The organism is Klebsiella sp. PK01 (genome assembly GCF_057624675.1).
In genome coordinates this window covers 393,216-414,567 of sequence record NZ_JBYEZM010000003.1, presented here as the reverse complement: position 1 = coordinate 414,567, position 21,352 = coordinate 393,216, and the positions used below count along the sequence as shown (strand labels likewise).

General features: G+C 58.5%; 20 protein-coding genes. 17 read left to right on the top strand and 3 right to left on the bottom strand.

Annotation, left to right across the window (positions count from 1 at the left end; genetic code table 11):
- Positions 1-128 precede the first annotated feature (128 nt).
- Together AC22LX_RS11600 and speB are read left to right on the top strand one after the other, a co-directional pair.
- A complete protein-coding gene (locus AC22LX_RS11600) occupies positions 129-803 on the top strand; it encodes a hypothetical protein (RefSeq protein ID WP_045392062.1) in 675 nt (224 codons plus the stop codon).
- Between the two features lie 153 nt (positions 804-956).
- A complete protein-coding gene (gene speB, locus AC22LX_RS11595) occupies positions 957-1,877 on the top strand; it encodes an agmatinase (RefSeq protein WP_015369744.1) in 921 nt (306 codons plus the stop codon).
- A 3-nt stretch (positions 1,878-1,880) separates the two neighbouring features.
- On the opposite strand, the gene AC22LX_RS11590 is transcribed toward speB, so the two are convergent.
- Positions 1,881-3,095 (bottom strand): MFS transporter, encoded by a 1,215-nt coding sequence (locus AC22LX_RS11590; protein ID WP_049061579.1) that lies wholly within the window; start codon positions 3,093-3,095, stop codon positions 1,881-1,883.
- 426 nt (positions 3,096-3,521) lie between these two features.
- On the opposite strand from AC22LX_RS11590, the gene AC22LX_RS11585 reads away from it, so the two are divergent.
- The 14 genes from AC22LX_RS11585 to AC22LX_RS11520 all read left to right on the top strand — a co-directional run bounded on the left by AC22LX_RS11585 (position 3,522) and on the right by AC22LX_RS11520 (position 16,237).
- Positions 3,522-3,845 (top strand): Rieske (2Fe-2S) protein, encoded by a 324-nt coding sequence (locus tag AC22LX_RS11585; protein WP_004151769.1) that lies wholly within the window; start codon positions 3,522-3,524, stop codon positions 3,843-3,845.
- On the top strand, positions 3,842-4,150 hold the full coding sequence (locus tag AC22LX_RS11580; protein WP_004144765.1) for a recombinase-like helix-turn-helix domain-containing protein: 309 nt from the start codon (positions 3,842-3,844) through the stop codon (positions 4,148-4,150). Before AC22LX_RS11585 ends, AC22LX_RS11580 begins: the two co-directional genes overlap by 4 nt.
- A gap of 10 nt (positions 4,151-4,160) precedes the next feature.
- Entirely contained in the window at positions 4,161-5,183 is a 1,023-nt protein-coding gene (locus AC22LX_RS11575; RefSeq protein WP_045392056.1) for an aromatic ring-hydroxylating oxygenase subunit alpha, read from the top strand.
- The gene (locus AC22LX_RS11570; RefSeq protein WP_032456612.1) at positions 5,183-5,932 is read left to right on the top strand and encodes an SDR family oxidoreductase; all 750 of its coding nucleotides are present in this window, start codon (positions 5,183-5,185) and stop codon (positions 5,930-5,932) included. Before AC22LX_RS11575 ends, AC22LX_RS11570 begins: the two co-directional genes overlap by 1 nt.
- A gap of 13 nt (positions 5,933-5,945) precedes the next feature.
- On the top strand, positions 5,946-6,734 hold the full coding sequence (locus AC22LX_RS11565; protein ID WP_045392053.1) for an IclR family transcriptional regulator: 789 nt from the start codon (positions 5,946-5,948) through the stop codon (positions 6,732-6,734).
- 88 nt (positions 6,735-6,822) lie between these two features.
- Entirely contained in the window at positions 6,823-7,749 is a 927-nt protein-coding gene (locus AC22LX_RS11560; RefSeq protein WP_045379551.1) for a VOC family protein, read from the top strand.
- Positions 7,746-8,942 carry an NAD(P)/FAD-dependent oxidoreductase gene (locus AC22LX_RS11555; RefSeq protein WP_045392050.1) on the top strand — a complete coding sequence of 399 codons (1,197 nt, stop codon included), beginning with the start codon at positions 7,746-7,748 and terminating at the stop codon, positions 8,940-8,942. Before AC22LX_RS11560 ends, AC22LX_RS11555 begins: the two co-directional genes overlap by 4 nt.
- A 26-nt stretch (positions 8,943-8,968) precedes the next feature.
- Complete coding sequence (locus tag AC22LX_RS11550) at positions 8,969-10,225, top strand: MFS transporter (RefSeq protein ID WP_045392047.1); 1,257 nt, start codon at positions 8,969-8,971, stop codon at positions 10,223-10,225.
- Between the two features lie 10 nt (positions 10,226-10,235).
- Positions 10,236-10,766: a cupin domain-containing protein gene (locus AC22LX_RS11545; protein WP_045392044.1), complete on the top strand. Its 531-nt coding sequence runs from the start codon at positions 10,236-10,238 to the stop codon at positions 10,764-10,766.
- 9 nt (positions 10,767-10,775) lie between these two features.
- Positions 10,776-11,546 carry an alpha/beta fold hydrolase gene (locus AC22LX_RS11540; RefSeq protein ID WP_045392041.1) on the top strand — a complete coding sequence of 257 codons (771 nt, stop codon included), beginning with the start codon at positions 10,776-10,778 and terminating at the stop codon, positions 11,544-11,546.
- Positions 11,530-12,324, top strand: coding sequence for an SDR family oxidoreductase (locus tag AC22LX_RS11535; protein ID WP_045392039.1), 795 nt, complete (start codon positions 11,530-11,532; stop codon positions 12,322-12,324). The genes AC22LX_RS11540 and AC22LX_RS11535 overlap by 17 nt, the downstream gene beginning before the upstream one ends.
- Positions 12,325-12,333: 9 nt before the next feature.
- Entirely contained in the window at positions 12,334-13,098 is a 765-nt protein-coding gene (locus AC22LX_RS11530) for an aspartate dehydrogenase (protein WP_045392036.1), read from the top strand.
- Positions 13,099-13,113: 15 nt separating this feature from the next.
- The gene (locus tag AC22LX_RS11525; RefSeq protein WP_487333984.1) at positions 13,114-14,583 is read left to right on the top strand and encodes an aldehyde dehydrogenase; all 1,470 of its coding nucleotides are present in this window, start codon (positions 13,114-13,116) and stop codon (positions 14,581-14,583) included.
- 13 nt (positions 14,584-14,596) lie between these two features.
- Positions 14,597-16,237, top strand: coding sequence for a thiamine pyrophosphate-binding protein (locus AC22LX_RS11520; RefSeq protein ID WP_487333983.1), 1,641 nt, complete (start codon positions 14,597-14,599; stop codon positions 16,235-16,237).
- A gap of 136 nt (positions 16,238-16,373) precedes the next feature.
- Here AC22LX_RS11520 and AC22LX_RS11515 read toward each other — a convergent pair whose 3' ends face one another.
- Together AC22LX_RS11515 and loiP are read right to left on the bottom strand one after the other, a co-directional pair.
- Entirely contained in the window at positions 16,374-17,642 is a 1,269-nt protein-coding gene (locus AC22LX_RS11515) for an OprD family porin (protein WP_213293065.1), read from the bottom strand.
- 377 nt (positions 17,643-18,019) lie between these two features.
- Complete coding sequence (gene loiP / locus AC22LX_RS11510) at positions 18,020-18,778, bottom strand: metalloprotease LoiP (RefSeq protein WP_487333982.1); 759 nt, start codon at positions 18,776-18,778, stop codon at positions 18,020-18,022.
- 279 nt (positions 18,779-19,057) lie between these two features.
- Here loiP and tkt point away from each other — a divergent pair, with 279 nt between their 5' ends.
- Positions 19,058-21,049: a transketolase gene (gene tkt / locus AC22LX_RS11505; protein ID WP_045392025.1), complete on the top strand. Its 1,992-nt coding sequence runs from the start codon at positions 19,058-19,060 to the stop codon at positions 21,047-21,049.
- The last annotated feature ends 303 nt before the right edge of the window (positions 21,050-21,352 follow it).

Genomic DNA, 21,352 nt, shown 5'->3' with positions numbered 1-21,352 from the left:
TCGGTTTAGATTCATAAACCGGCCTTTTTTATAAATGAAATCTGAAACATCATATTGCATGCTTTTTAAAACCGTAAAGGCCCGTACACTGCCGCAAGGAAATTACAGCAGTGGGACAGGGATGGTATATGAAAAGCATGCCGTATTACGGTTTTATTATCGGTGTATTACTATTAAGCGGCTGTTCGCGCCCAATAGCAAACAATAGTTGCGCGGCGCGCCCCTCTGTGGCCGCCCCTCATGAAGAGAACGACCTGCGCTCAACGATTAAACACAGGTCCGCGGAACGCATGGGTCGTTACCCTGACGAAATGGTATCGATTGATTATTCCGGCCCGTATCAAACTGGTTTTGATCAACAGTATAATATTCATCCAGGTGACCTGGAATATACGGTACGTGATGCTAATTATAATTTTCTTCCTATCACTCGTAGTTATAATCATGATACGGGCGAATGGCAATATGCCATTGAGGCGTATAATGGTACGCAGTATCAATTATACGTCCGCAATTATAGCCGCAGCATGGATTATGAAATTGTCGCCACGGTAGATGGTCTTGATGTGCTGAGCGGTAAGGCCGCTTCGCTCAATAATAGCGGCTATATTGTGCCGGCTGGCGGCTCGCTGGCGATCAAAGGTTTTCGTAAAAACAGCCGCGTTGAAACGGCATTTGAGTTTTCAAACGTCTCAGCGTCTTACGCTGTCCAATCTGCCCAGGAGATTGGTCGCAACGTCGGGGCAATCGGTTTTGCCGCTTTTGCCTTACGCGGAAAAGCGCCGGCGCCTTGTCAAAAATAAACGTCCCGCTTGCCGCCGGGCGGTTTTCAGGCGATAATTTGTCCTTATAAGCAGTAACCCAATTCAAACCCTTCCTCGTCGGGCCTAACGACGCGGAGGGGTTTTTTTATACTTATTTTTTACGTTCCACGACTGTGAAAAGAGGTCATATCCATGAGCACTTTAGGTCATCAATACGATAACTCCCTGGTATCCAACGCTTTTGGTTTCCTGCGTCTGCCGATGAACTTTATGCCGTATGAAAGCGATGCGGATTGGGTCATCACCGGCGTGCCGTTTGATATGGCGACCTCCGGGCGCGCGGGTGGCCGCCATGGCCCGGCGGCGATCCGTCAGGTGTCAACCAACCTCGCCTGGGAGCACAACCGTTTCCCATGGAACTTCGACATGCGCGAACGCCTGAACGTCGTGGACTGCGGCGATCTGGTCTACGCCTTCGGCGACGCCCGCGAAATGAGCGAGAAACTGCAGGCGCACGCGGAGAAACTGCTGGCGGCCGGTAAACGCATGCTCTCCTTCGGCGGCGACCATTTCGTCACCCTGCCGCTGCTGCGCGCCCACGCCAAGCATTTCGGTAAAATGGCGCTGGTACACTTCGATGCCCACACCGATACCTACGCCAACGGCTGTGAATTCGACCACGGTACCATGTTCTACACCGCGCCGAACGAAGGGCTTATCGATCCGAACCACTCCGTGCAGATCGGTATTCGTACCGAATTCGATAAAGATAACGGTTTCACCGTGCTGGATGCGGGCCAGGTTAACGACCGCAGCGTCGATGACATCATCGCCCAGGTGAAGCAGATCGTCGGTGATATGCCGGTGTACCTGACCTTCGATATCGACTGCCTGGATCCGGCATTTGCGCCAGGTACCGGTACGCCGGTGATCGGTGGACTCACTTCTGACCGCGCGATCAAACTGGTACGTGGCCTGAAGGATCTGAACATCGTCGGAATGGACGTGGTTGAAGTCGCCCCGGCCTATGACCAGTCCGAAATCACCGCCCTGGCGGCGGCGACTCTGGCGCTGGAGATGCTTTATATTCAGGCGGCGAAGAAAGGCGACTAATTTTTAAGCGTTTACTGCTGCTGCTGCGCGACGCATGCGCAGCAGCAGTACGCCGCCGGCGCACAGCGTGATCAGCTGCGAGGCCACCAGAACGGAAAAACCTGAACTGACCGATCCCACCGATTTCATCACCACTCCCATCAGCAGCGGAATAAACGCCGCGCAAATATTGCCAATGCCGTTAATGATCCCATAGGCGCTGCCCACCGCTTCGCGCGGGGCGTGATGCTGAACCACCGCGGGGATCGCTGCCCCCTGTAATCCCCAGAAAACGTTCGCCGCCAGCATAAACAGCGCCAGCATCGCCGGCTGATGGCTGAGCATCAGCGCCAGCACAGAACCGGCGGTGAGTAGGCCGCCGATAATAAACAGCAGCGGCGCCTGCTCCGGGCGCATTTTGTCGAGGAGCACGCCGCCAAGAAACTTTGAGCCCAGGCTTAACAGAAAGGGGACTGCCGCCAGCAGCCCGGTGGCCTGTAGTGAGAAGTGGTGCTCATCGCGCAGCCAGGCGGGCAACCAGGCGCTGCTCCCCCATAGATAGCTGAGCGTGGCGATTTCCACCAGCAGGATCCAGCCAAGTAGCGGCGTACGCCAGGCGAGGGCAAAAGTTTGGCTGAAGCCCGGCTTCGCGCGCTGTGCGGTCACTTGCGGCGCGGGGAGAAACCGCCAGATTAATCCACCGCCGAGCAGCAAATTCAGCAGCGCCAGCGCGTAGAACGTGCCGATCCAGCCAACGTGCGCCATCAGCCAGGTGACCAGCGGGAAGCCTACCGCCAGCCCCAACGATACGCCGAGGGCGGTCACCGCATTCGGTTTACCTATTTCATCGGCGGCGAAGTTGTCGTTGATAAAGCGCGTTTTCAGTGAGAACAGCGGCCCCTCCGCCACGCCAAGCACAATGCGCGCGATTAACATTCCCATTAGTGAACCGAGTAATGGGGAAATGGCGCACACCAGCGCCCATATCGCAATGCTGCTTAACAGTCCCTGACGATAATGCCATCTACTTTCTATAACTGGTGTTAATAATAATGCCGAAAACCCATAACCCAGAAGAAAGCATGTCATTAGCATTCCTTGTAACATTCTGTTTTCATTTAACTGAAAATGGGCAGCGAATTCCGGGTTAAGGATCATCACCGAGATATTTACCCGATCGACGTAGGAAATAATTATTAACAAAAGTAGTGCTATTACCCCTTGCCATCTTGCCGCCATTCGTTATCTCCACGCTTAATTTAATGATTGCCGGTTATTATTTTTTAACGCCAGAAATAGTCACATAAGTAAAATGATTCACCTGTGAAACTCATTGTTTTTTAACGATTAAATAAAGTGTTGTTTCATGGGTGAAACATCATGTTTTCCGCTCTTGCACATTTTTAATGATCGTCTGGAAAAGAAGTCAATAGCCGCATGTGAAATTTAAATCGGCATTTTTATTTATAATGGATCACCTCTTTAAATATCATTATTTCATCTGAATGCAGTTTTTCGTGATCAATTGCACACTTAGCTAATTTAAAAGCCTTTCATTAACAACTTCGTCACATTAACGCTTGACGAAACATTCACCGCTTTTATATTGACCGTATTAAATAAGAAACAGAGTTTCATATATGAAACAAAGCCTGGAGGATTGCGATGAGCTGGATAGGCGTATGTGACGCGGAGCAAGTACAGGAAGATTTTCCCTATAGCGGCAATATCGACGGTAAGGAAATCGGTATTTATCTGATTGATGGCGAATATTACGCGCTGGAAGACGTTTGCCCTCATGCCTATGCGCTCCTGAGCCAGGGCTTTGTCGAAGATGGCAAGGTGGAATGCCCGCTGCATGAGGCGGTATTCGACGTCAAAACCGGCCAGTGCCTGCATGGCCCCGGCGGCCGCAACCTTAATCGTTACCCGGTGCGGGTATACGACAATCAGATCCAGATTACTTTTATCGAGGAGAACGTGGCATGAGCGAATCCCTGGACTTCAACCCGGCGCTACCGGAAAGCCGCCAGTTTACGCCACCGGCGGAAGGCGGAAACGGCAATATCCATAAGCCTGGCGACTATCACAATCTGATTTGGCAAACCCGCAGCCGGGTGCCGGAAAACTGGGAGCTTCAGCTTATCGCGACCCTGGAAACGCTGTTCGAACAGGGCGCGGAAAGCCTCGGTGAGCTGGTGAACGGTCTCAATGGCGTCAGGATGCATGACCAGCAGGGCGAACCGTGGAGTGAAAGCAGCTTCCAGGCATTTTTACAGGTCAACGGCTACTGAGGACACAGTAATGACGACAACGGTACAAAACTATCTTGATAAAGGGTTGCGCGGCCTGTGGTATCCGGTGCTGGCGAGCTGGGAGGTGCAGTCTGCGCCGGTGGGCATTACCCGTCTCGGTGAGCAGATCGTGGTCTGGCGGAATAAAGACGGTCAGGTGCAGGCGCTGGAAGACCGCTGCCCGCATCGCGGCGCGCGTCTGTCAATGGGCTGGAACTTAGGCGATCGTATCGCTTGCTGGTATCACGGCGTGGAAGTCGCCGGTAACGGCGAAGTCAAAGACGTCCCGGCGGTTGACCGCTGCCCGCTGGTCGGCCAGCAGTGCGTGCGCAGCTACAGCGTGCAGGAAGCGCATGGGGCAATCTTCCTGTGGTTCGGTGTCACCGCCGACCAGCAGCCTGATGAACTGAGCTTCCCGGAGGAACTGGCCGACCACGAAACATACAGTAACTTCCTGTGCACCGCGGCGTGGAAATGCAACTACCAGTACGCGCTGGAAAACGTGATGGACCCGATGCACGGTACCTATCTGCACTCGTCATCGCACTCGATGGCGGAAGGCGATCGCAAAGCCGATATGGTGCTGCAGCCGACGAAAACCGGCTTTATCTTCGAGAAAAAAGGGCAGAGCGGCGTCAACTTTGACTGGGTTGAACTGGGCAACAGCGGCGCCTACTGGATGCGCCTGTCTATTCCGTACAAAAAGCGTTTCGGGCCGGGCGGCCACTTCTGGATCGTCGGCATGGTGGTTCCGGAAGATAACGACAACTGCCGCGTCTTCTTCTGGCGCATCCGCGGCGTACAGGGCTGGCAGCGCGATCTGTGGCGCTTTATGTACCGCAACCGTCTGGAAAAACTGCACTGGGAAGTACTGGAACAGGATCGCGTGGTACTGGAGAGCCTGGCGCCGAACGCCCGCGATCATGAATATCTCTATCAACATGATGTCGGTCTGTCCCGACTGCGCCGTATGATGCAGAAAGCGGCGAAGGAGCAGCTAGCGCTCCGCGAAGCGCAGCAGGGTGCCGCCTGATGAACGGCCTGCTGAACGGTAAACGCATTGTCGTCACCGGCGCGGCGCGTGGCCTGGGTTACCACTTTGCCGAAGCCTGCGCCGCGCAGGGCGCGACGGTGGTGATGTGCGACATCCTGCAGGGGGAGCTGGCGGAAAGCGCTCATCGCCTGCAGCAGAAGGGCTATCAGATCGAATCCCACGCCATCGATCTTGCCAGTCAAGCGTCGATCGAGCAGGTCTTCAGCGCCATCGGCGCGCAGGGGCCTATCGATGGCTTAGTCAATAACGCGGCGATGGCCACCGGCGTCGGCGGTAAAAATATGATCGATTACGATCCGGACCTGTGGGATCGCGTGATGACGGTCAATGTCAAAGGCACCTGGCTGGTGACCCGCGAGGCGGTACCGCTGCTGCGCGAAGGGTCGGCGATCGTCAACGTCGCTTCGGATACCGCGCTGTGGGGCGCGCCGCGGCTGATGGCCTATGTCGCCAGTAAGGGCGCGGTGATTGCGATGACCCGCTCCATGGCCCGCGAGTTGGGTGAAAAGCGGATCCGTATCAACGCCATCGCGCCGGGACTGACCCGCGTTGAGGCCACGGAATACGTTCCCGCCGAGCGTCATCAGCTGTATGAGAACGGCCGCGCGCTCAGCGGCGCGCAGCAGCCGGAAGATGTCACCGGCAGCGTGGTCTGGCTGCTGAGCGATCTTTCGCGCTTTATCACCGGCCAACTGATCCCGGTCAACGGCGGTTTTGTCTTTAACTAACAAGTGAGGCGGTATGGCGAACGATCAGGAAGTGAAGTACCTGGTACCGGGTCTGGAGCGCGGTTTACAACTGCTGCTGGCGTTTGGCGAACAGCATCGCGATCTAACCTTTGCCGAGCTGCATCGGCTGGTGGATATGCCGAAAGCGACCGCCTATCGCGTGGTGCAGACGCTGGAATATATGGGCTTTCTCGAGCGCAATGCCCGCACCAATACCTTTTCGCTGGGCATGAACGTACTGCGTCTGGGCTTTGAATATATCGCCTCACTGGATGTCGCTCAGGTGGGTCAGCCGGTCATCGAGCAACTGCGCGATATCAGCCAGTGCAGCAGCCATCTGGCGATCCGCGACGGCCGCGACATTATCTACATCGCCCGCGTCAGCGCCGCCGGTTCGCGTATCAACCAGGTCAGCGTCGGAACGCGGCTACCGGTGCACTGCACCTCGCTTGGCCGCATGCTGCTGACCGATGTTTCCCGCAGCGAGTTTGAGCAATTGTTCCCGGATGAACGTCTGCCGGGCAATACGCCGGGCCAGCTGTACGACCGCGAAGCGCTGTGGCAGATGGTGCAGCAGGATAAAGCCCGCGGCTATGTGATTGGCGAATCGTTCTATCGCCACGGTATCTCATCGATTGTCTATCCGGTCTTTGACCGCAGCGGCCGGGTGGCGGCGGTCGTTAGCATTCTGGTGCCGTCGGACGAGATCCCGCAAAGCGATCGCGAGCGCTTACAGAACGAGGTCAGTATGGCGGCGGACAAAATTTCCGGTTTCCTCGGATATTTGTCACAGGCAAGTTAAATCAACAACTTAACGGCAGGCGCTTGATTGCGTCGGGCATGTTTTACGCCCAAATTCGGGCGACTGAACGGTAAAGAGGCGACGAAGAATGAGTATTACCGGAATTGAAAAGCTGGAATTTGGCGTAGACGACCTGAACCACAGCGCGAAATTCATGCGCGATTTTGGCCTGACCGGCGACGCCAGCGGCCGCGCGTTTACCACCCTCAGCGGCGCGCGGGTCGAACTTAACCCGACCGATAGCGCCGACCTGCCGCCAGCCTTTGAGGCGGGCAACACCCTGCGTCGCATGACCTGGGGCGTGGCGGATCGGGCGGCGCTGGATGCGCTGCGCCCGAAGCTGGAACGTCAGCCCGCTTTCCGTGAAATCGACGGCGCGCTGGAGTGCCGCGACCCTAACGGTATGACGCTGCGGGTGCAGGTAAGCCAGCAAACGGCGGTGGAACTGAACGTCGAGCCGATCAACCAGTGGGGCGATGTACGTCGCATCGACACCCCGAGCCCGGTGTACGACCGCGCGCAGCCGATTAACGTCGGCCACGTGGTGTTCTTCGTGGAAGAACTGGCGGCGGTAGAAAGTTTCTATCGCGAAGTGCTCGGCTTCCAGGTGTCAGACCGCTATATCAATCGCGCGGTGTTCCTGCGCTGCGGCGTGCGCGGCGGCCACCATAACCTCTTCTTATTGCAGTTGCCCAACCGCAAACGTGGACTTAACCACGTCGCATTTACCGTACGTGATATTCACGAAGTGATCGGCGGCGGCATTGCGATGAATAAAAACGCCTGGAGCACGTTTATCGGCCCCGGCCGCCATCCGGTCTCCTCGGCCTACTTCTGGTATGTCAACAGCCCGACCGGCGGCGCTTTTGAGTACTACACCAACGATGACTATCTGACGGAAAACTGGCAGCCGCGCGAGCTGGAGCATTCACTCGTGTCCTTTACCGAATGGGCGGTGGAAGGCGGTATCGATCACGATACCCGTCGCCAGCAGAAAAAACCGGAGGCGGTATGACGGCGCGGATAGTCATTATCGGCGGCGGCCAGGCTGGCGGCTGGGCGGCGAAAACGCTGCGTGATGAAGGGTTTAGCGGCGAGATTTGCGTGGTTGCCGAAGAGCAATGGGATTTTTACGAGCGCCCGCCGCTGTCGAAAGCGGCATTGCTGGAGGCCGAACCGGCGCTGCCGCGAATATTCAGCGCCGAGGCGCAACAGGCGCTGGATCTGCGCTGGTACCGACCGCTGCGCGCGGAATCGATTGACCGGCAAAATAAAACCCTGGCGCTGAGCAACGGCGAAACGCTGGCGTACGACCAACTGCTGATCGCCACCGGCGGCCGCGCGCGCCTGCCGTCCGAGGCCTGGGCGCAGCATCCGCAGGTCTATACCCTGCGCCACTGGCAGGACGCGCAGCGTCTGAAGCAGCGGCTGGCATCGGCAACGCGGCTGGCGATCGTCGGCGGCGGCTGGATTGGCCTCGAAATCGCCGCCTCGGCGCGCAAAAGCGGCGTAGCCGTAACCCTTTATGAACAGCAGCCAGCGCTGTGCATGCGCTCGGTCAGTATGGAGGTCTCGCTGGCGCTGGATGAGTTGCATCGCCGGCAGGGCGTTGATATTCGCCGCGGCTGCGGCGCGCTGGAGCTGGAAGATGATAACGGCCTGCCGACGCTGCACTGCGACGGCCAGCGGGAAACCTTCGATGCGGTGGTGGTGGGGATCGGCGTCGATCTCAATCTGGAACTGGCGCGCGATGCCGGGCTCGCTGTCGAGCGCGGGATTGTCGTCGATGCCCAGGGACGCAGCAGCGATCCGGCGATTTTCGCCGCCGGCGATGTCGCTCAGCATCATCAGTATGGCCTGTGCATTCAGTCGTGGGCCTTTGCGCAAAATCAGGCCATCGCTACGGCGAAAGCGATGCTCGATCCGCAGGCCAGCGGCTACGACGAGGCGCCGTGGCTGTGGTCGGATCAATACGATCGCAATATCCAGATCCTGGGGATCCCGCAGGCGGGCAGCCGCACCATCGTGCGTGACGAGCCGCAGGGCGCGCTCTATTTCTCGCTCAATGCCGATGGACGTTTAACGCAGCTGGTGGCCTTCAATAATGCACGTACCGTGAAGCTGGCGAAGCGCTGGATGGCGGCGGGGAGGGATCTCTCTGACGTCCCGCTCGCTGACCCGACTTTCTCGCTGATGTCATTGCGATAATTAACGCGAACCCTTAAGGGGGAGAAATGACCACATTAGAGACTAACGCCGCGCCTGCTGAGGCGAGCGGCGAGGGCGTCCGCACGCCTGAAAAAGCGGTGCGTTGGGCCATTCCGCTGTCGCTGTTGGCCTGCGTACTGCTGGCGTTTTTCGACAAAATCAGTATCGCCGCGCTGTTTTCCGATAGCCACTTCCAGCAGGCGATGGGGATCGATTTCGATACCACCCGGCTGGGTATTTTGATGAGCGCCTTTCTGCTGAGCTACGGCTTCTCGTCAGTGCTATTAAGCGGCCTTGGCGACCGGATTGCGCCGCTGCGTCTGCTGACCGGGATGATGGCGGTGTGGTGCATCCTGATGGTGATCATGGGCTTCACCCACAACTACGCGCTGATGGTGACGCTGCGCATCCTGTTGGGCATCGCCGAAGGGCCGCTGTTCCCGCTGGCGTTCGCCGTGGTGCGCCACACCTTCCCACAGCGGCTGCAGGCTCGCGCCACCATGCTGTGGCTGCTCGGCACGCCGGTTGGCGCGGCGCTGGGTTTCCCGCTGTCAATTTGGCTACTTAACACCTTCGGCTGGCAGAGCACCTTTTTCGTGATGGCGATGCTGACGGTACCGGTGCTGATTTTTGTGCGTATTGGGCTGCGCGGCGTGCAGCTGGAGGCGAAAGTCGGCAGCGATAAAACGTCGCAGGAAGCGCGACGCAGCGCGCGGCGCGAGCTCTTCGTTAGCCCGCATTTCTGGATGATCTGCATCTTCAATATCGCCTTTCTCGCCTATCTGTGGGGGATCAACGGCTGGCTGCCGGGCTACCTGATTAAAGGCAAAGGCATTCATCTGGAACACGCCGGCTGGCTGTCGTCGATGCCGTTTATCGCCATGCTGCTGGGCGAAATTATCGGCGCCTGGCTGTCCGACCGCGTCGATAAGCGCGCCGCCGCCTGCTTTATTTCCCTGGCGGGCGCCGGAATCGGTTTGGCGGCGGTGATGCATTTTAGCGCGCCATTACCGGTGATTGCGGCGATGAGCTTTAGCACCTTTATGTGGGGCACCGGCGCGCCAAACATTTTCGCGCTGCTGGCTAAAGCGACCCATCCACGGGTCAGCGCCACGGCGGGCGGGATTTTCAACGGGCTGGGAAACTTTGCCGGGGCCTTATCGCCGGCGGTGATGGGCGCGCTTATCGCCTTCACCCATAGCATGGATTCCGGGCTGATTTTTCTGGCGGTGATGGCGGCGGTGGGCTGCGCCCTGTTACTGCCGCTGCTGAGACGTTACTGAGGATAAAACGATGACTGATTCAACCGTAACTGCAAAACAGAGTCTGAAACCTGAACATTTGACGATGGAAGAGTGGGTGGAGTCGCGTATCGCGCGCTTCGAAGGCCGTAAATACGACTGGAATGCGCTGAAATTCCAGGCCGATTTCGATCCGAAATATCGCCGCGCGCAGATGCGCTACATCGGCACCGGCGCCACCGGCGTCGCCAGCGATACCAACACCGTTCCGGCAGAGCACTTCACCTTCTCCACCATGGTGTTGCCGTCCAAATGTGAAGGCCCGCTGCACCTGCATGATGACGTAGAAGAGGTGTTCTTCATGCTCAAAGGGCAGATCACCCTGATGATTCAGGACGGCGACAACTATACCGAAACCGTACTGCGCGAACGCGATCTGATCTCGGTACCGCCCGGAATCTATCGTGGTTTGTTCAACCACGGCGAAGAAGAGGCGCTGATGTGCGTGATGCTCGGCACCCATAAGCCACATATTCCGACCTACCCGGAAGATCATCCGCTGGCAAAAGTAAAACGTAACTAAGGGGCGATGATGACGGGTTTTCGTGAACAAGGAAGCGGCATTCCGCTGACGCTGCTGCACGGCATCAGTTCCGGCGCGTCCTCCTGGCATAAACAGATGGCGTTGCCCGGCTACCGCGTGCTGGCCTGGGATATGCCCGGTTATGGCGAGAGCCCGATGCTGTCGGCAACGCCGGCGGATGCCGGTGATTACGCCGACGCGCTGGCGCGAATGCTGGACCGCGCTGGAGTAGAGCAAACCATACTGGTCGGCCATTCGCTGGGTGCGCTGGTGGCGGCCGCCTTCGCCGCGAAATACCCGCAGCGGGTGCTTTATCTGGTACTCGCCGACGTCGCGCAGGGCTACGGTCAGGCGGAAGCCGTGCAGCGGGAAAAAGTCTGGCAGGGACGTCAACAGCAGATGGCGCTGGGCGGCGAGGCGATGGCGCAGGGGCGGGCGGCAAAACTGCTGCGCCCCGGCGCGCGCGAAGCCGATGTGGCGACGGTGGCGGCAGGCATGCGCAGGCTGCGTAGCGAAGGCTACCTCGCCGCTGCCTGGATGCTGGCGCATGACGACATCCACCGCTGGCTCGCCGACTATCGCGGCCGTCTCACGGTGTGGTGTGGCGAGCAGGATGCCATTACCCAACCGGAGCTGGTGCAGGGAGTGGCGCTGCGTTACGGCGCCCCTTACATCGCCATCCCGCAGGCTGGACATGCCAGCTATCTCGATAACGAAACCTTTTTTAATCAACAGCTTTTACGCATAGGGGAAGAGGTGCGCGATGAATGCACAAATTGAAGGACGCGTCGCGGTAGTCACCGGCGGCTCGTCAGGGATCGGCTTTGAAACGCTGCGCCTGCTGCTGGGCGAAGGGGCGAAGGTCGCCTTTTGCGGCCGCAACCCGGATCGGCTGGCCAGCGCCCATGCGGCGTTGCAAAACGAATATCCAGAAGGCGAGGTGTTCTCCTGGCGCTGCGACGTACTGAACGAAGCGGAAGTGGAAGCGTTCGCCGCCGCGGTCGCCGCACGCTTCGGCGGCGCCGACATGCTGATTAATAACGCCGGGCAGGGCTATGTCGCCCACTTCGCCGATACCCCGCGCGAGGCCTGGCTGCACGAAGCCGAACTGAAACTGTTCGGCGTGATTAACCCGGTAAAGGCCTTCCAGCCGCAGCTTGAACAGTCGGATATCGCCTCGATTACCTGTGTGAACTCGCTGCTGGCTCTGCAGCCGGAAGAGCACATGATTGCCACCTCTGCTGCCCGTGCCGCGCTGCTCAATATGACGCTGACCCTGTCGAAAGAGCTGGTGGAGAAAGGCATCCGCGTGAATTCCATCCTGCTGGGAATGGTCGAATCCGGGCAGTGGCAGCGTCGTTTCGAAAACCGCAGCGATAAGAGCCAGAGCTGGCCGCAGTGGACCGCCGAAATCGCCCGCAAACGCGGGATCCCGATGGCGCGCCTCGGAAAACCGCAGGAACCGGCACAGGCGTTGCTATTCCTCGCTTCGCCGCTGGCCTCCTTTACCACCGGCGCGGCGCTGGACGTTTCCGGCGGTTTCTGCCGCCATCTGTAAGGAAAGATGATGAAAAAGGTCATGTTAATCGGCTATGGCGCGATGGCGCAGGCGGTGATTGAACGCCTGCCGCCGCAGGTGACGTTGGGTTGGATCGTCGCCCGCGAATCGCATCATGCGGCGATCCGCCAGCAGTTCGGCCACGCGGTGACGCCGCTTACCGATCCGCTGCAGTGCGAAGAGACACCGGATCTGGTGCTGGAATGCGCCAGCCAGCAGGCGGTCGCGCAGTACGGCGAAGCGGTGCTGGCGCGCGGCTGGCATCTGGCGGTGATCTCGACCGGCGCGCTGGCGGACAGCGAACTGGAACAGCGTTTACGCCAGGCGGGCGGAAGGCTGACGCTGCTGGCTGGCGCAGTAGCCGGGATTGACGGCCTGGCGGCGGCCAAAGAGGGGGGGCTTGAACGAGTGACCTATCAGTCGCGTAAAAGCCCGGCCAGCTGGCGCGGCAGCTATGCCGAACAGCTTATCGACCTCAGCGCGGTCAATGAAGCGCAAATTTTCTTCGAAGGCAGCGCCCGCGAGGCGGCGCGGCTATTCCCGGCAAATGCCAACGTGGCGGCAACCATCGCGCTGGGCGGTATCGGCCTTGACGCGACCCGAGTACAGCTGATGGTCGATCCGGCGACGCAACGCAACACCCATACGCTACACGCCGAAGGATTGTTCGGCGAGTTTCACCTGGAGCTGAGCGGTCTGCCGCTCGCCAGCAATCCGAAAACATCGACCCTCGCGGCACTGAGCGCGGTACGCGCCTGCCGTGAACTGGCATAACGCAGAGAGGCTGAGATGGACGAATTAGACATTTTTATCGGCGGCCAGTGGCGTCGCGGCGGCGGCAATTTAATGCACAGCCTGTTTCCGGCGGATGGCGCTATTAACGCGGCGCTGCATGCGGCAAGCCTCGATGATTTGCAGGAGGCGATCGACTGCGCCGACCGCGCCTGGCGGGAGCCAACGTGGCGGGCGATGCTGCCGCATCAGCGGGCGAAGATCCTGCATAAGGTTGCCGATCTGATAGAAGCACAGGTTGATGAGCTCACCCAAAAGCAGAGCCGCGATAACGGTAAACCGCTGGCGGAAGCGCGAGGGCTGGTGATGAGCGCCGCCGGTACCGCACGCTATTTTGCCGCCGCCAGCGAGTTGCTGGAGGGCGAGCTGCCGACGCCGCGGCAGGCGGATCTATTGACCCTGAGCCGCTATGAGCCGTTGGGCGTGGTGGCGGCGATCACGCCGTGGAACTCGCCGATCGCCAGTGAAATGCAGAAGGTGGCCCCGGCGATCGCCGCCGGGAACGCGGTGATCCTCAAACCGGCGGAAGCCACGCCGCTCATGGCGCTGGAGCTGGCGAAGATCTTCGAGCAGGCCGGTTTACCCGCCGGACTGCTGAGCGTGCTGCCGGGTAAAGGATCGATTATCGGCGATGCGCTGGCCCGCCATCCTAAGGTACGCAAAATTTCCTTTACCGGCGGCACCAGCACCGGGCGTCACCTGGCGCACGTAGCGGCGGAAAAGCTGATCCCGGCGTCGCTGGAGCTGGGCGGTAAATCGCCGACCATCGTGCTGGAAGATGCCGATATCGAACAGGCGGCGCGGGGCATCTGCTACGGCATTTTCAGCTCCGGCGGCCAGGCCTGCATTGCCGGCTCGCGGCTGTTTGTCCATGAAAAAGTGTATCCGCAATTAATGGCCCGCCTGCTGGAGTTAACCCAAGGACTGCGGGTTGGTCATCCGTTCAGCTCTGGCACCCACGTCGGGCCGCTGATCAACGATAAACACCGCCAGAGCGTGCTGGAGTACGTCGAGCTGGCGAAACGCGAAGGCGGCAGCGTGCTATGCGGCGGCGAGATCCCGGCGGATCCGGCGCTGGCGGCGGGGAGCTACTTCCTGCCGACCATTATTGAAGGGCTGAACAATCAGGCCCGCGTTTGCCAGGAAGAGATCTTCGGGCCGGTGCTGGTGGCGATGCGTTTTCGCGATGAAGCGGCGCTGATCCGCGAGGCCAATGATTCGGTCTTCGGACTGGCGGCGGGGATCTGGACGCGCGATACCGGCCGCGCGCTGCGTCTGAGCGAACAACTGGAAGCCGGTACGGTGTGGATCAACACCTACAAAGTTTTCTCCATTTCGACCCCGTTCGGGGGCTTTAAAGAGAGCGGTCTGGGCCGCGAAAAAGGGATCCAGGGGCTGAAAGCCTGGATGCAACAAAAGAGCATTTATCTGGCGACGGGTAATAGCGTCAACCACTGGTGCGACTGAGAAAGGGTGAGCAATGAGCGAAATGATAACCGTCGGCGATGCCATCGCCAGAACGCTGGAGCAGTATCACGTTGAAGCCATTTATGGCGTCATTTCTATCCATAACCTGCCGATCGCCGACGCCGTTGGCCAGCGGGAAAAAATCCGCTTTGTTCCGGCGCGCGGCGAAGCGGGCTCGGTGACCATGGCCGATGCCCATGGCCGTTTTTCCGGGCTCGGCGTGGCGCTGACCAGCACCGGCGCGGGCGCGGGTAATGCGGTCGGCGCGCTGGTTGAGGCGATGAACGCCGGTACGCCGCTGCTGCACCTGACCGGACAGGTCGAAAAAGCCTGGCTGGACGCCGATACCGGTTTTATTCATGAAACCCGCGATCAGTTGACCTTCCTGAAAGCCAGTTCGAAGCGCGCTTACCGCATTAGCAACGCCAACCAGGCGGTGGCTATCCTGCATAAGGCGATTCAGGAGGCGCAGACGCCGCCGTGCGGCCCGGTCTCGGTGGAGATCCCAATCGACATTCAGAGCGCCAAAATTCCGCTTTCGCTGCTGACCGCGCCGTTGAAACGCGCTCCGGCGATTGAGCCGGAGGCGTCGATGGTCGATGCGCTGTGGGCGCAGCTTAAGCAGGCGAAGCAGCCGCTGCTGTGGCTTGGCGGCGGCGCGTTAGAGAGCGTTGAGGCGGTGAAGACGCTGGCGGATGCCGGAGTGACGGTGATTTCCAGTACCCACGGCCGCGGCATTCTGGCGGATAGCCATCGCGCCAGCCTGCGCGCGTTTCATAATTCTCCCTCGGTTGAAGCGCTGATTTCACAATGTGATTTCACACTTGTGGCCGGTTCCCGGCTGCGCAGCAACGAAACGCGTTCCTGGACGCTGGAGCTGCCCGCGCCGCGGGTGCAGATTGATATCGACCCGGCGGCGGCCAGCCGTAACTACCTGATGGACAACACGCTGGTGGCGGACTGCCGTGCTTTATTAGACGCGCTGGCGAAGCGAGTACAGGGCCGGATGTGGGGCGATGCGCGTTGGGATAGCCAGCTTAAAGCGGCGGTAGAGGCGGCGGAGCAGGGGCTACGCGACCAGTGCGGCGCTTACGCTAAATTGAATGACGCGATTGCGCAGGCGTTGCCCGATGACGGCATTCTGGTGCGCGATATTACCGTTTCCGGCAGCCTGTGGGGCAGCCGTCTGTTCCGCGCTCACGGTCCGCTGATGAATATCCATTCTCTGGCCGGAGCCATCGGTATGGGGCTGCCGATGGCGGTGGGCACCGCGATTGCCAATCCGCAACGGAAAGTGGTCGGCCTGGTCGGCGACGGCGGCCTGAGCCTCAACCTTGGCGAGCTGGCGACCCTGGCGCAGGAGAAGGCCAACGTGACGCTGTTGATTATGAACGACGGCGGCTACGGCGTGATGCGCGGTATTCAGGATAAGTACTTTGGCGGCCGCCAGTATTACAACGAGCTGCACACGCCGGACTTTGCCCTGCTGGCGCAGGCGATTGGCCTGCAGGCGTGGAGCGTGGAACGCGCTGAGGATTTCCAGGCGGTGATGACCGAAGCGCTGGCGATACCGGGGCCATCGGTGGTGGAAGTGAAAATGGGCCAGATTGGCGCGCTGCGCTTTGCCGGCCCGCCGCAGAAGACGCTGTATTAATGATAACCCAGTGACCCCAACCCTCTCCCTTCCGGGGAGAGGGTACCGCACGGCACAGGGGGTTAATCAAGGCGCCGGACGGTTGCTCCTGCGCGCCGGGAGAGGGCCGGCCCGCAGGAGAGGGTTCATTACACGGTTAAAACACGTTGAACGGATATTCGACGTAGAACCGCACTTCATTACCGCTGACGTTATAGTCGCTGGCGTTGCTGGAAACGCGCAACACCGAATAGCGGAGTCTCAATTTCAAATCTTTCGCCATGCCGTTTTGCACCTGGTACTGCACCTGGTTGAACCATTCGTGTTCTTTACCGTTGCTGGTCTCGGCGGTTTTAATGTTATCGCCGCGAACGTAGGCGGTAGTCCAGCTCAGGCCCGGTACGCCCAGTCCGGCAAAATCCAGGCCATAGGAGGCCTGCCAGGAACGCTCATCCTCGCCGTTAAAATCTGACCAGTAGGAGTTAGCCAGCCAGATGGTGTTGCCGCCATCGCCGACGCCGCCCTGATTCTGATACCCGCCGTAGTGGTAGCCGGTGCTGCCGCTGCTTTGCTGGTAAGCGACTTTAAAGGTATGAATATCCCAGATATAGCTGGCGGCCAGGCTCCAGATGCTGTTGCTGCGCCCGGTGTCATTGGCGTCGGCATATTCTTGATCTAAGCGCGAGTTATAGCCGTTGAAGTCAACAATCAGCTGCTGGTCGGCGGCGAACGGCTGTTTGTAGTTCAGGCCGAGATACTGCTTATTCAGCACGTCCTCGACGCGCGAAGCGTAAAGCGCGCCGCTGAGCTGGTCGTTGAATTGATAGCTGGCGCCGCCAAAGGTCAGACTTTTCAGGCCGCTGTTGTGGCTGTCGTCGCTTTTGCGCTGCTGATCGGTAAGATAACCGGCGTTAATTTCCAGACCGTCGATTTCTCTTGAGGTCAGCATGGTACCGGTATAGCTCTCGTACAGCAGCCGCGAGTCATCGGCGTAGACGATAGGCAGCATCGGGCGCTGGCTGCCGTAGCTGAGTACGGTATTCGAGAAGCGCATTTTGGCGGTAGCGCCGAATTTGGCTAAATCGGATTTCGCGCGGCCATCATCATCCTGGGCGAAAAAGTCGATACCGCCCGCGCCGCTGCGGCCGCGGCCGCCGTCGAGGCGCACGGCGTACTGCGCAATGCCGTCAACGCCGAAGCCGACCGGTCCCTGGGTGAAGCCGGATTCGAAGGTAGCGATAATACCCTGACCCCATTCGGCTTTATCCGGCAATCCATCGCGATAATCGCGTTTGATATAAGCGTTACGTAAAAAGAGATCCAGGTGGCTGTCTTCAATAAAGCCCTGACTGGTAGATTGTTGGCTGGCGAAAGCCGGCGCGGCGGCAATAATGCCAAGTGCGATTAATGGTAATTCTTTTTTCACTGAGGGCACTTCTCTGTCTGTCGATATATTCATGGGAATCACTGCCAGTCAGATATTCTCCTGAAATAATGTCGAAAGCAATCATTGTGTGAGCAGTTATTGCAGCCGGAAACAGGCTGTATGGCGCGTGAGCCGTGCGCCAGGCAGTAAGGGGTGGACTATTTATTATTCGGGTAAAGACGATTCTGAAAGCCAGATAATGTGCGACCTTTTTAATTTACCAAATAATATATTTCTGAATCGCCGGGTATAAAATAATTGGCTGTGATGCGCTGTGATAATAATTAACGGTTTGTGCGCTTAAATTATCAATTGATGCGGCTAAATATTTTTACGGGTATATAAAAAAGGGAGGCGATAATGCCTCCCGCTGTCGTTTATTTAATGCCGTCGGCCTTCATGCGATCGCGAATATGCTGCGCGCGGGCTTCCGACGCCGGGTGATCGTCAAACATGGAGCTCTGACGGCCGGCTTCCAGCTTGGCCAGTTTTTCGAAGCTGGTGGCCAGCCCCGATGGACTGATGCCGCGTTTACGCAGCAGGTCGTAAGAGTAGTCGTCCGCTTCCGACTCCTGGCGCTGGGAGAACTGCGAGTTCACCAGTTTTTCGCCGAGATCGCCCAACTGCGACTGCGACAGGCTGCCGACGATGCCGCCAGCGGAGGCCGCCGCCGCGCGCACGGCGTTAGTGCCCAGCGCGACCTGCATGCCTTTCTTCACGTGACCCAACGCAACGTGGCCCATTTCGTGGCCGATAACCGCTTCTACTTCGTTATCGTTCATCAGGTCCATCAGGCCGCTGTAAACGCGGATACAGCCGTTAGCCATCGCGAAGGCGTTGACGTCTTTCGTTTCATAGACCTTGTAGTTGACCGGCTGGCCGTTAATGTTATCGCCCAGCGCGGCGGCAATCTTGCTCAGGCGTTTGCTGTACTCGCTGCTGGCCGGGGAAATAGTGGCTTTGGCGTCCATCTCTTTACACGCCTGGTCGCTTAAGGTTTTTACCTGTTCGTCGCTAAGAGAGTAGGCCTGGAATGCTTCCGCGCCGGAGCTCAGCAGGGCGTTGGAATCCATGTTCTGACATCCGGTTAATGTTGCTGCGATCCCGAAGGCAAGAAGGGTTGAGCGAATTTTCATTTTTATCTTCCACAATCTTATGGTTTTTTATCTGAATAATGGGCGACGACGGACCCGCCTCGTCCTGTGCAAAGTATAAATAGTATCTCATGATCCGGGCGAGTGGATTCCGCGGCAGCACAACGTGTTCCAGAGATTTCTTAATGGGCAAAAGGATGCTCCATGTACATGCTTTGTCGCTTGGGTTACATTGTTCACACTTTTTTCCGGCGTAGCCCAAAACGCGCTCTCGTCAAGTCGTTAAGGGCATGGCCTTATAACATCCGAACTGGAGTCAAAATGTCCTCACGTAAAGAGCTTGCCAACGCTATTCGTGCGCTGAGCATGGACGCTGTACAGAAAGCCAAATCCGGCCACCCTGGCGCCCCGATGGGCATGGCTGACATTGCCGAAGTCCTGTGGCGTGATTTCCTGAACCATAACCCGCAGAACCCGTCCTGGGCCGATCGCGACCGCTTCGTGCTGTCCAACGGTCACGGTTCCATGCTGATTTACAGCCTGCTGCACCTCACCGGTTATGATCTGCCGATTGAAGAACTGAAAAACTTCCGTCAGCTGCACTCTAAGACTCCGGGCCACCCGGAAGTCGGCTACACCGCAGGCGTGGAAACCACCACCGGCCCGCTGGGTCAGGGTATCGCTAACGCAGTCGGTATGGCTATCGCGGAAAAAACGCTGGCGGCGCAGTTTAACCGTCCAGGGCACGACATCGTCGATCACTTCACCTACGCCTTCATGGGCGACGGCTGCATGATGGAAGGCATTTCTCACGAAGTGTGCTCCCTGGCCGGTACCCTGAAACTGGGTAAACTGGTGGCGTTCTATGATGACAACGGCATCTCCATTGATGGTCACGTTGAAGGCTGGTTCACCGACGATACCGCGAAACGCTTTGAAGCCTACGGCTGGCACGTGGTGCGCGGCGTTGACGGTCACGACGCTGACGCCATCAAACGCGCAGTAGAAGAAGCGCGCGCGGTCACCGACAAACCGTCCCTGCTGATGTGCAAAACCATCATCGGCTTCGGTTCGCCGAACAAAGCAGGCACCCATGATTCCCACGGCGCGCCGCTGGGCGACGCTGAAATCGCGCTGACCCGCGAAGCGCTGGGCTGGAAATACGCTCCGTTTGAAATCCCGTCTGACATCTATGCGCAGTGGGATGCGAAAGAAGCCGGCCAGGCGAAAGAAGCCGCGTGGAACGAGAAGTTTGCCGCCTACGCCAAAGCCTTCCCGCAGGAAGCTGCCGAATTCACCCGCCGTATGAAAGGCGAAATGCCGTCTGACTTCGACGCGAAAGCTAACGAGTTCATCGCTAAGCTGCAGGCGAATCCGGCGAAGATCGCCAGCCGTAAAGCATCGCAGAACGCCATCGAAGCGTTTGGCCCGCTGCTGCCGGAATTCCTCGGCGGTTCTGCCGACCTGGCGCCGTCCAACCTGACCCTGTGGTCCGGTTCTAAGCCGATCAACGAAGACACCGCCGGTAACTACATCCATTACGGCGTACGTGAATTCGGTATGACCGCGATTGCCAACGGTATCGCGCTGCACGGCGGTTTCCTGCCGTACACCTCCACCTTCCTGATGTTCGTCGAGTATGCGCGTAACGCGGTACGTATGGCGGCGCTGATGAAACAGCGTCAGGTGATGGTCTACACCCACGACTCCATCGGTCTGGGCGAAGATGGCCCGACTCACCAGCCGGTAGAGCAGGTCGCTTCCCTGCGCGTCACGCCGAACATGTCCACCTGGCGTCCGTGTGACCAGGTTGAATCCGCAATTGCGTGGAAATATGGCGTAGAGCGTCAGGACGGCCCGACCGCGCTGATCCTCTCCCGTCAGAACCTGGCGCAGCAGGAGCGTACCGCAGAGCAGCTGGCAAACGTGGCCCGCGGCGGTTATGTGCTGAAAGATTGCGCCGGCCAGCCGGAACTGATCTTCATCGCTACCGGTTCAGAAGTGGAACTGGCGGTTGCCGCGTGGGACAAACTGACCGCCGAAGGCGTGAAGGCGCGCGTGGTCTCCATGCCGTCCACCGACGCATTCGACAAGCAGGATGCGGCCTATCGTGAATCCGTACTGCCGAAAGCCGTTTCTGCCCGCGTGGCGGTAGAAGCCGGTATCGCGGACTACTGGTTCAAATACGTGGGCCTGAACGGCGCCATCGTTGGCATGACCACCTTCGGTGAGTCTGCGCCGGCTGAGCAGCTGTTCGAAGAGTTTGGCTTCACCGTTGACAACGTTGTCGCTAAAGCGAAAGCGCTGCTGTAATCGCTGGTACGGTGCGGGCTGATGCCCGCACCTCAACCCTCTCCCACAGGAGAGGGTGCGAACACCAAAAACGGTAACCCCTGGGTTACCGTTTTGCTTTTATCTCGCCACCCGGTTTTTTGTAGGCACTATTCCTCGAACATGTAACTACCCTGTAAATTATTCCAAAGAAAATGTGACGCAAGTCATATAGCTGGTTTATTGCTCTGGACAAACATTCCTTTTATTCCGACTTTGGCTTATTCTAGCTGAAGCGTTTCAGTCGTATAAATGTTCGACAATTAATCAATCAGTCGCAGTTTG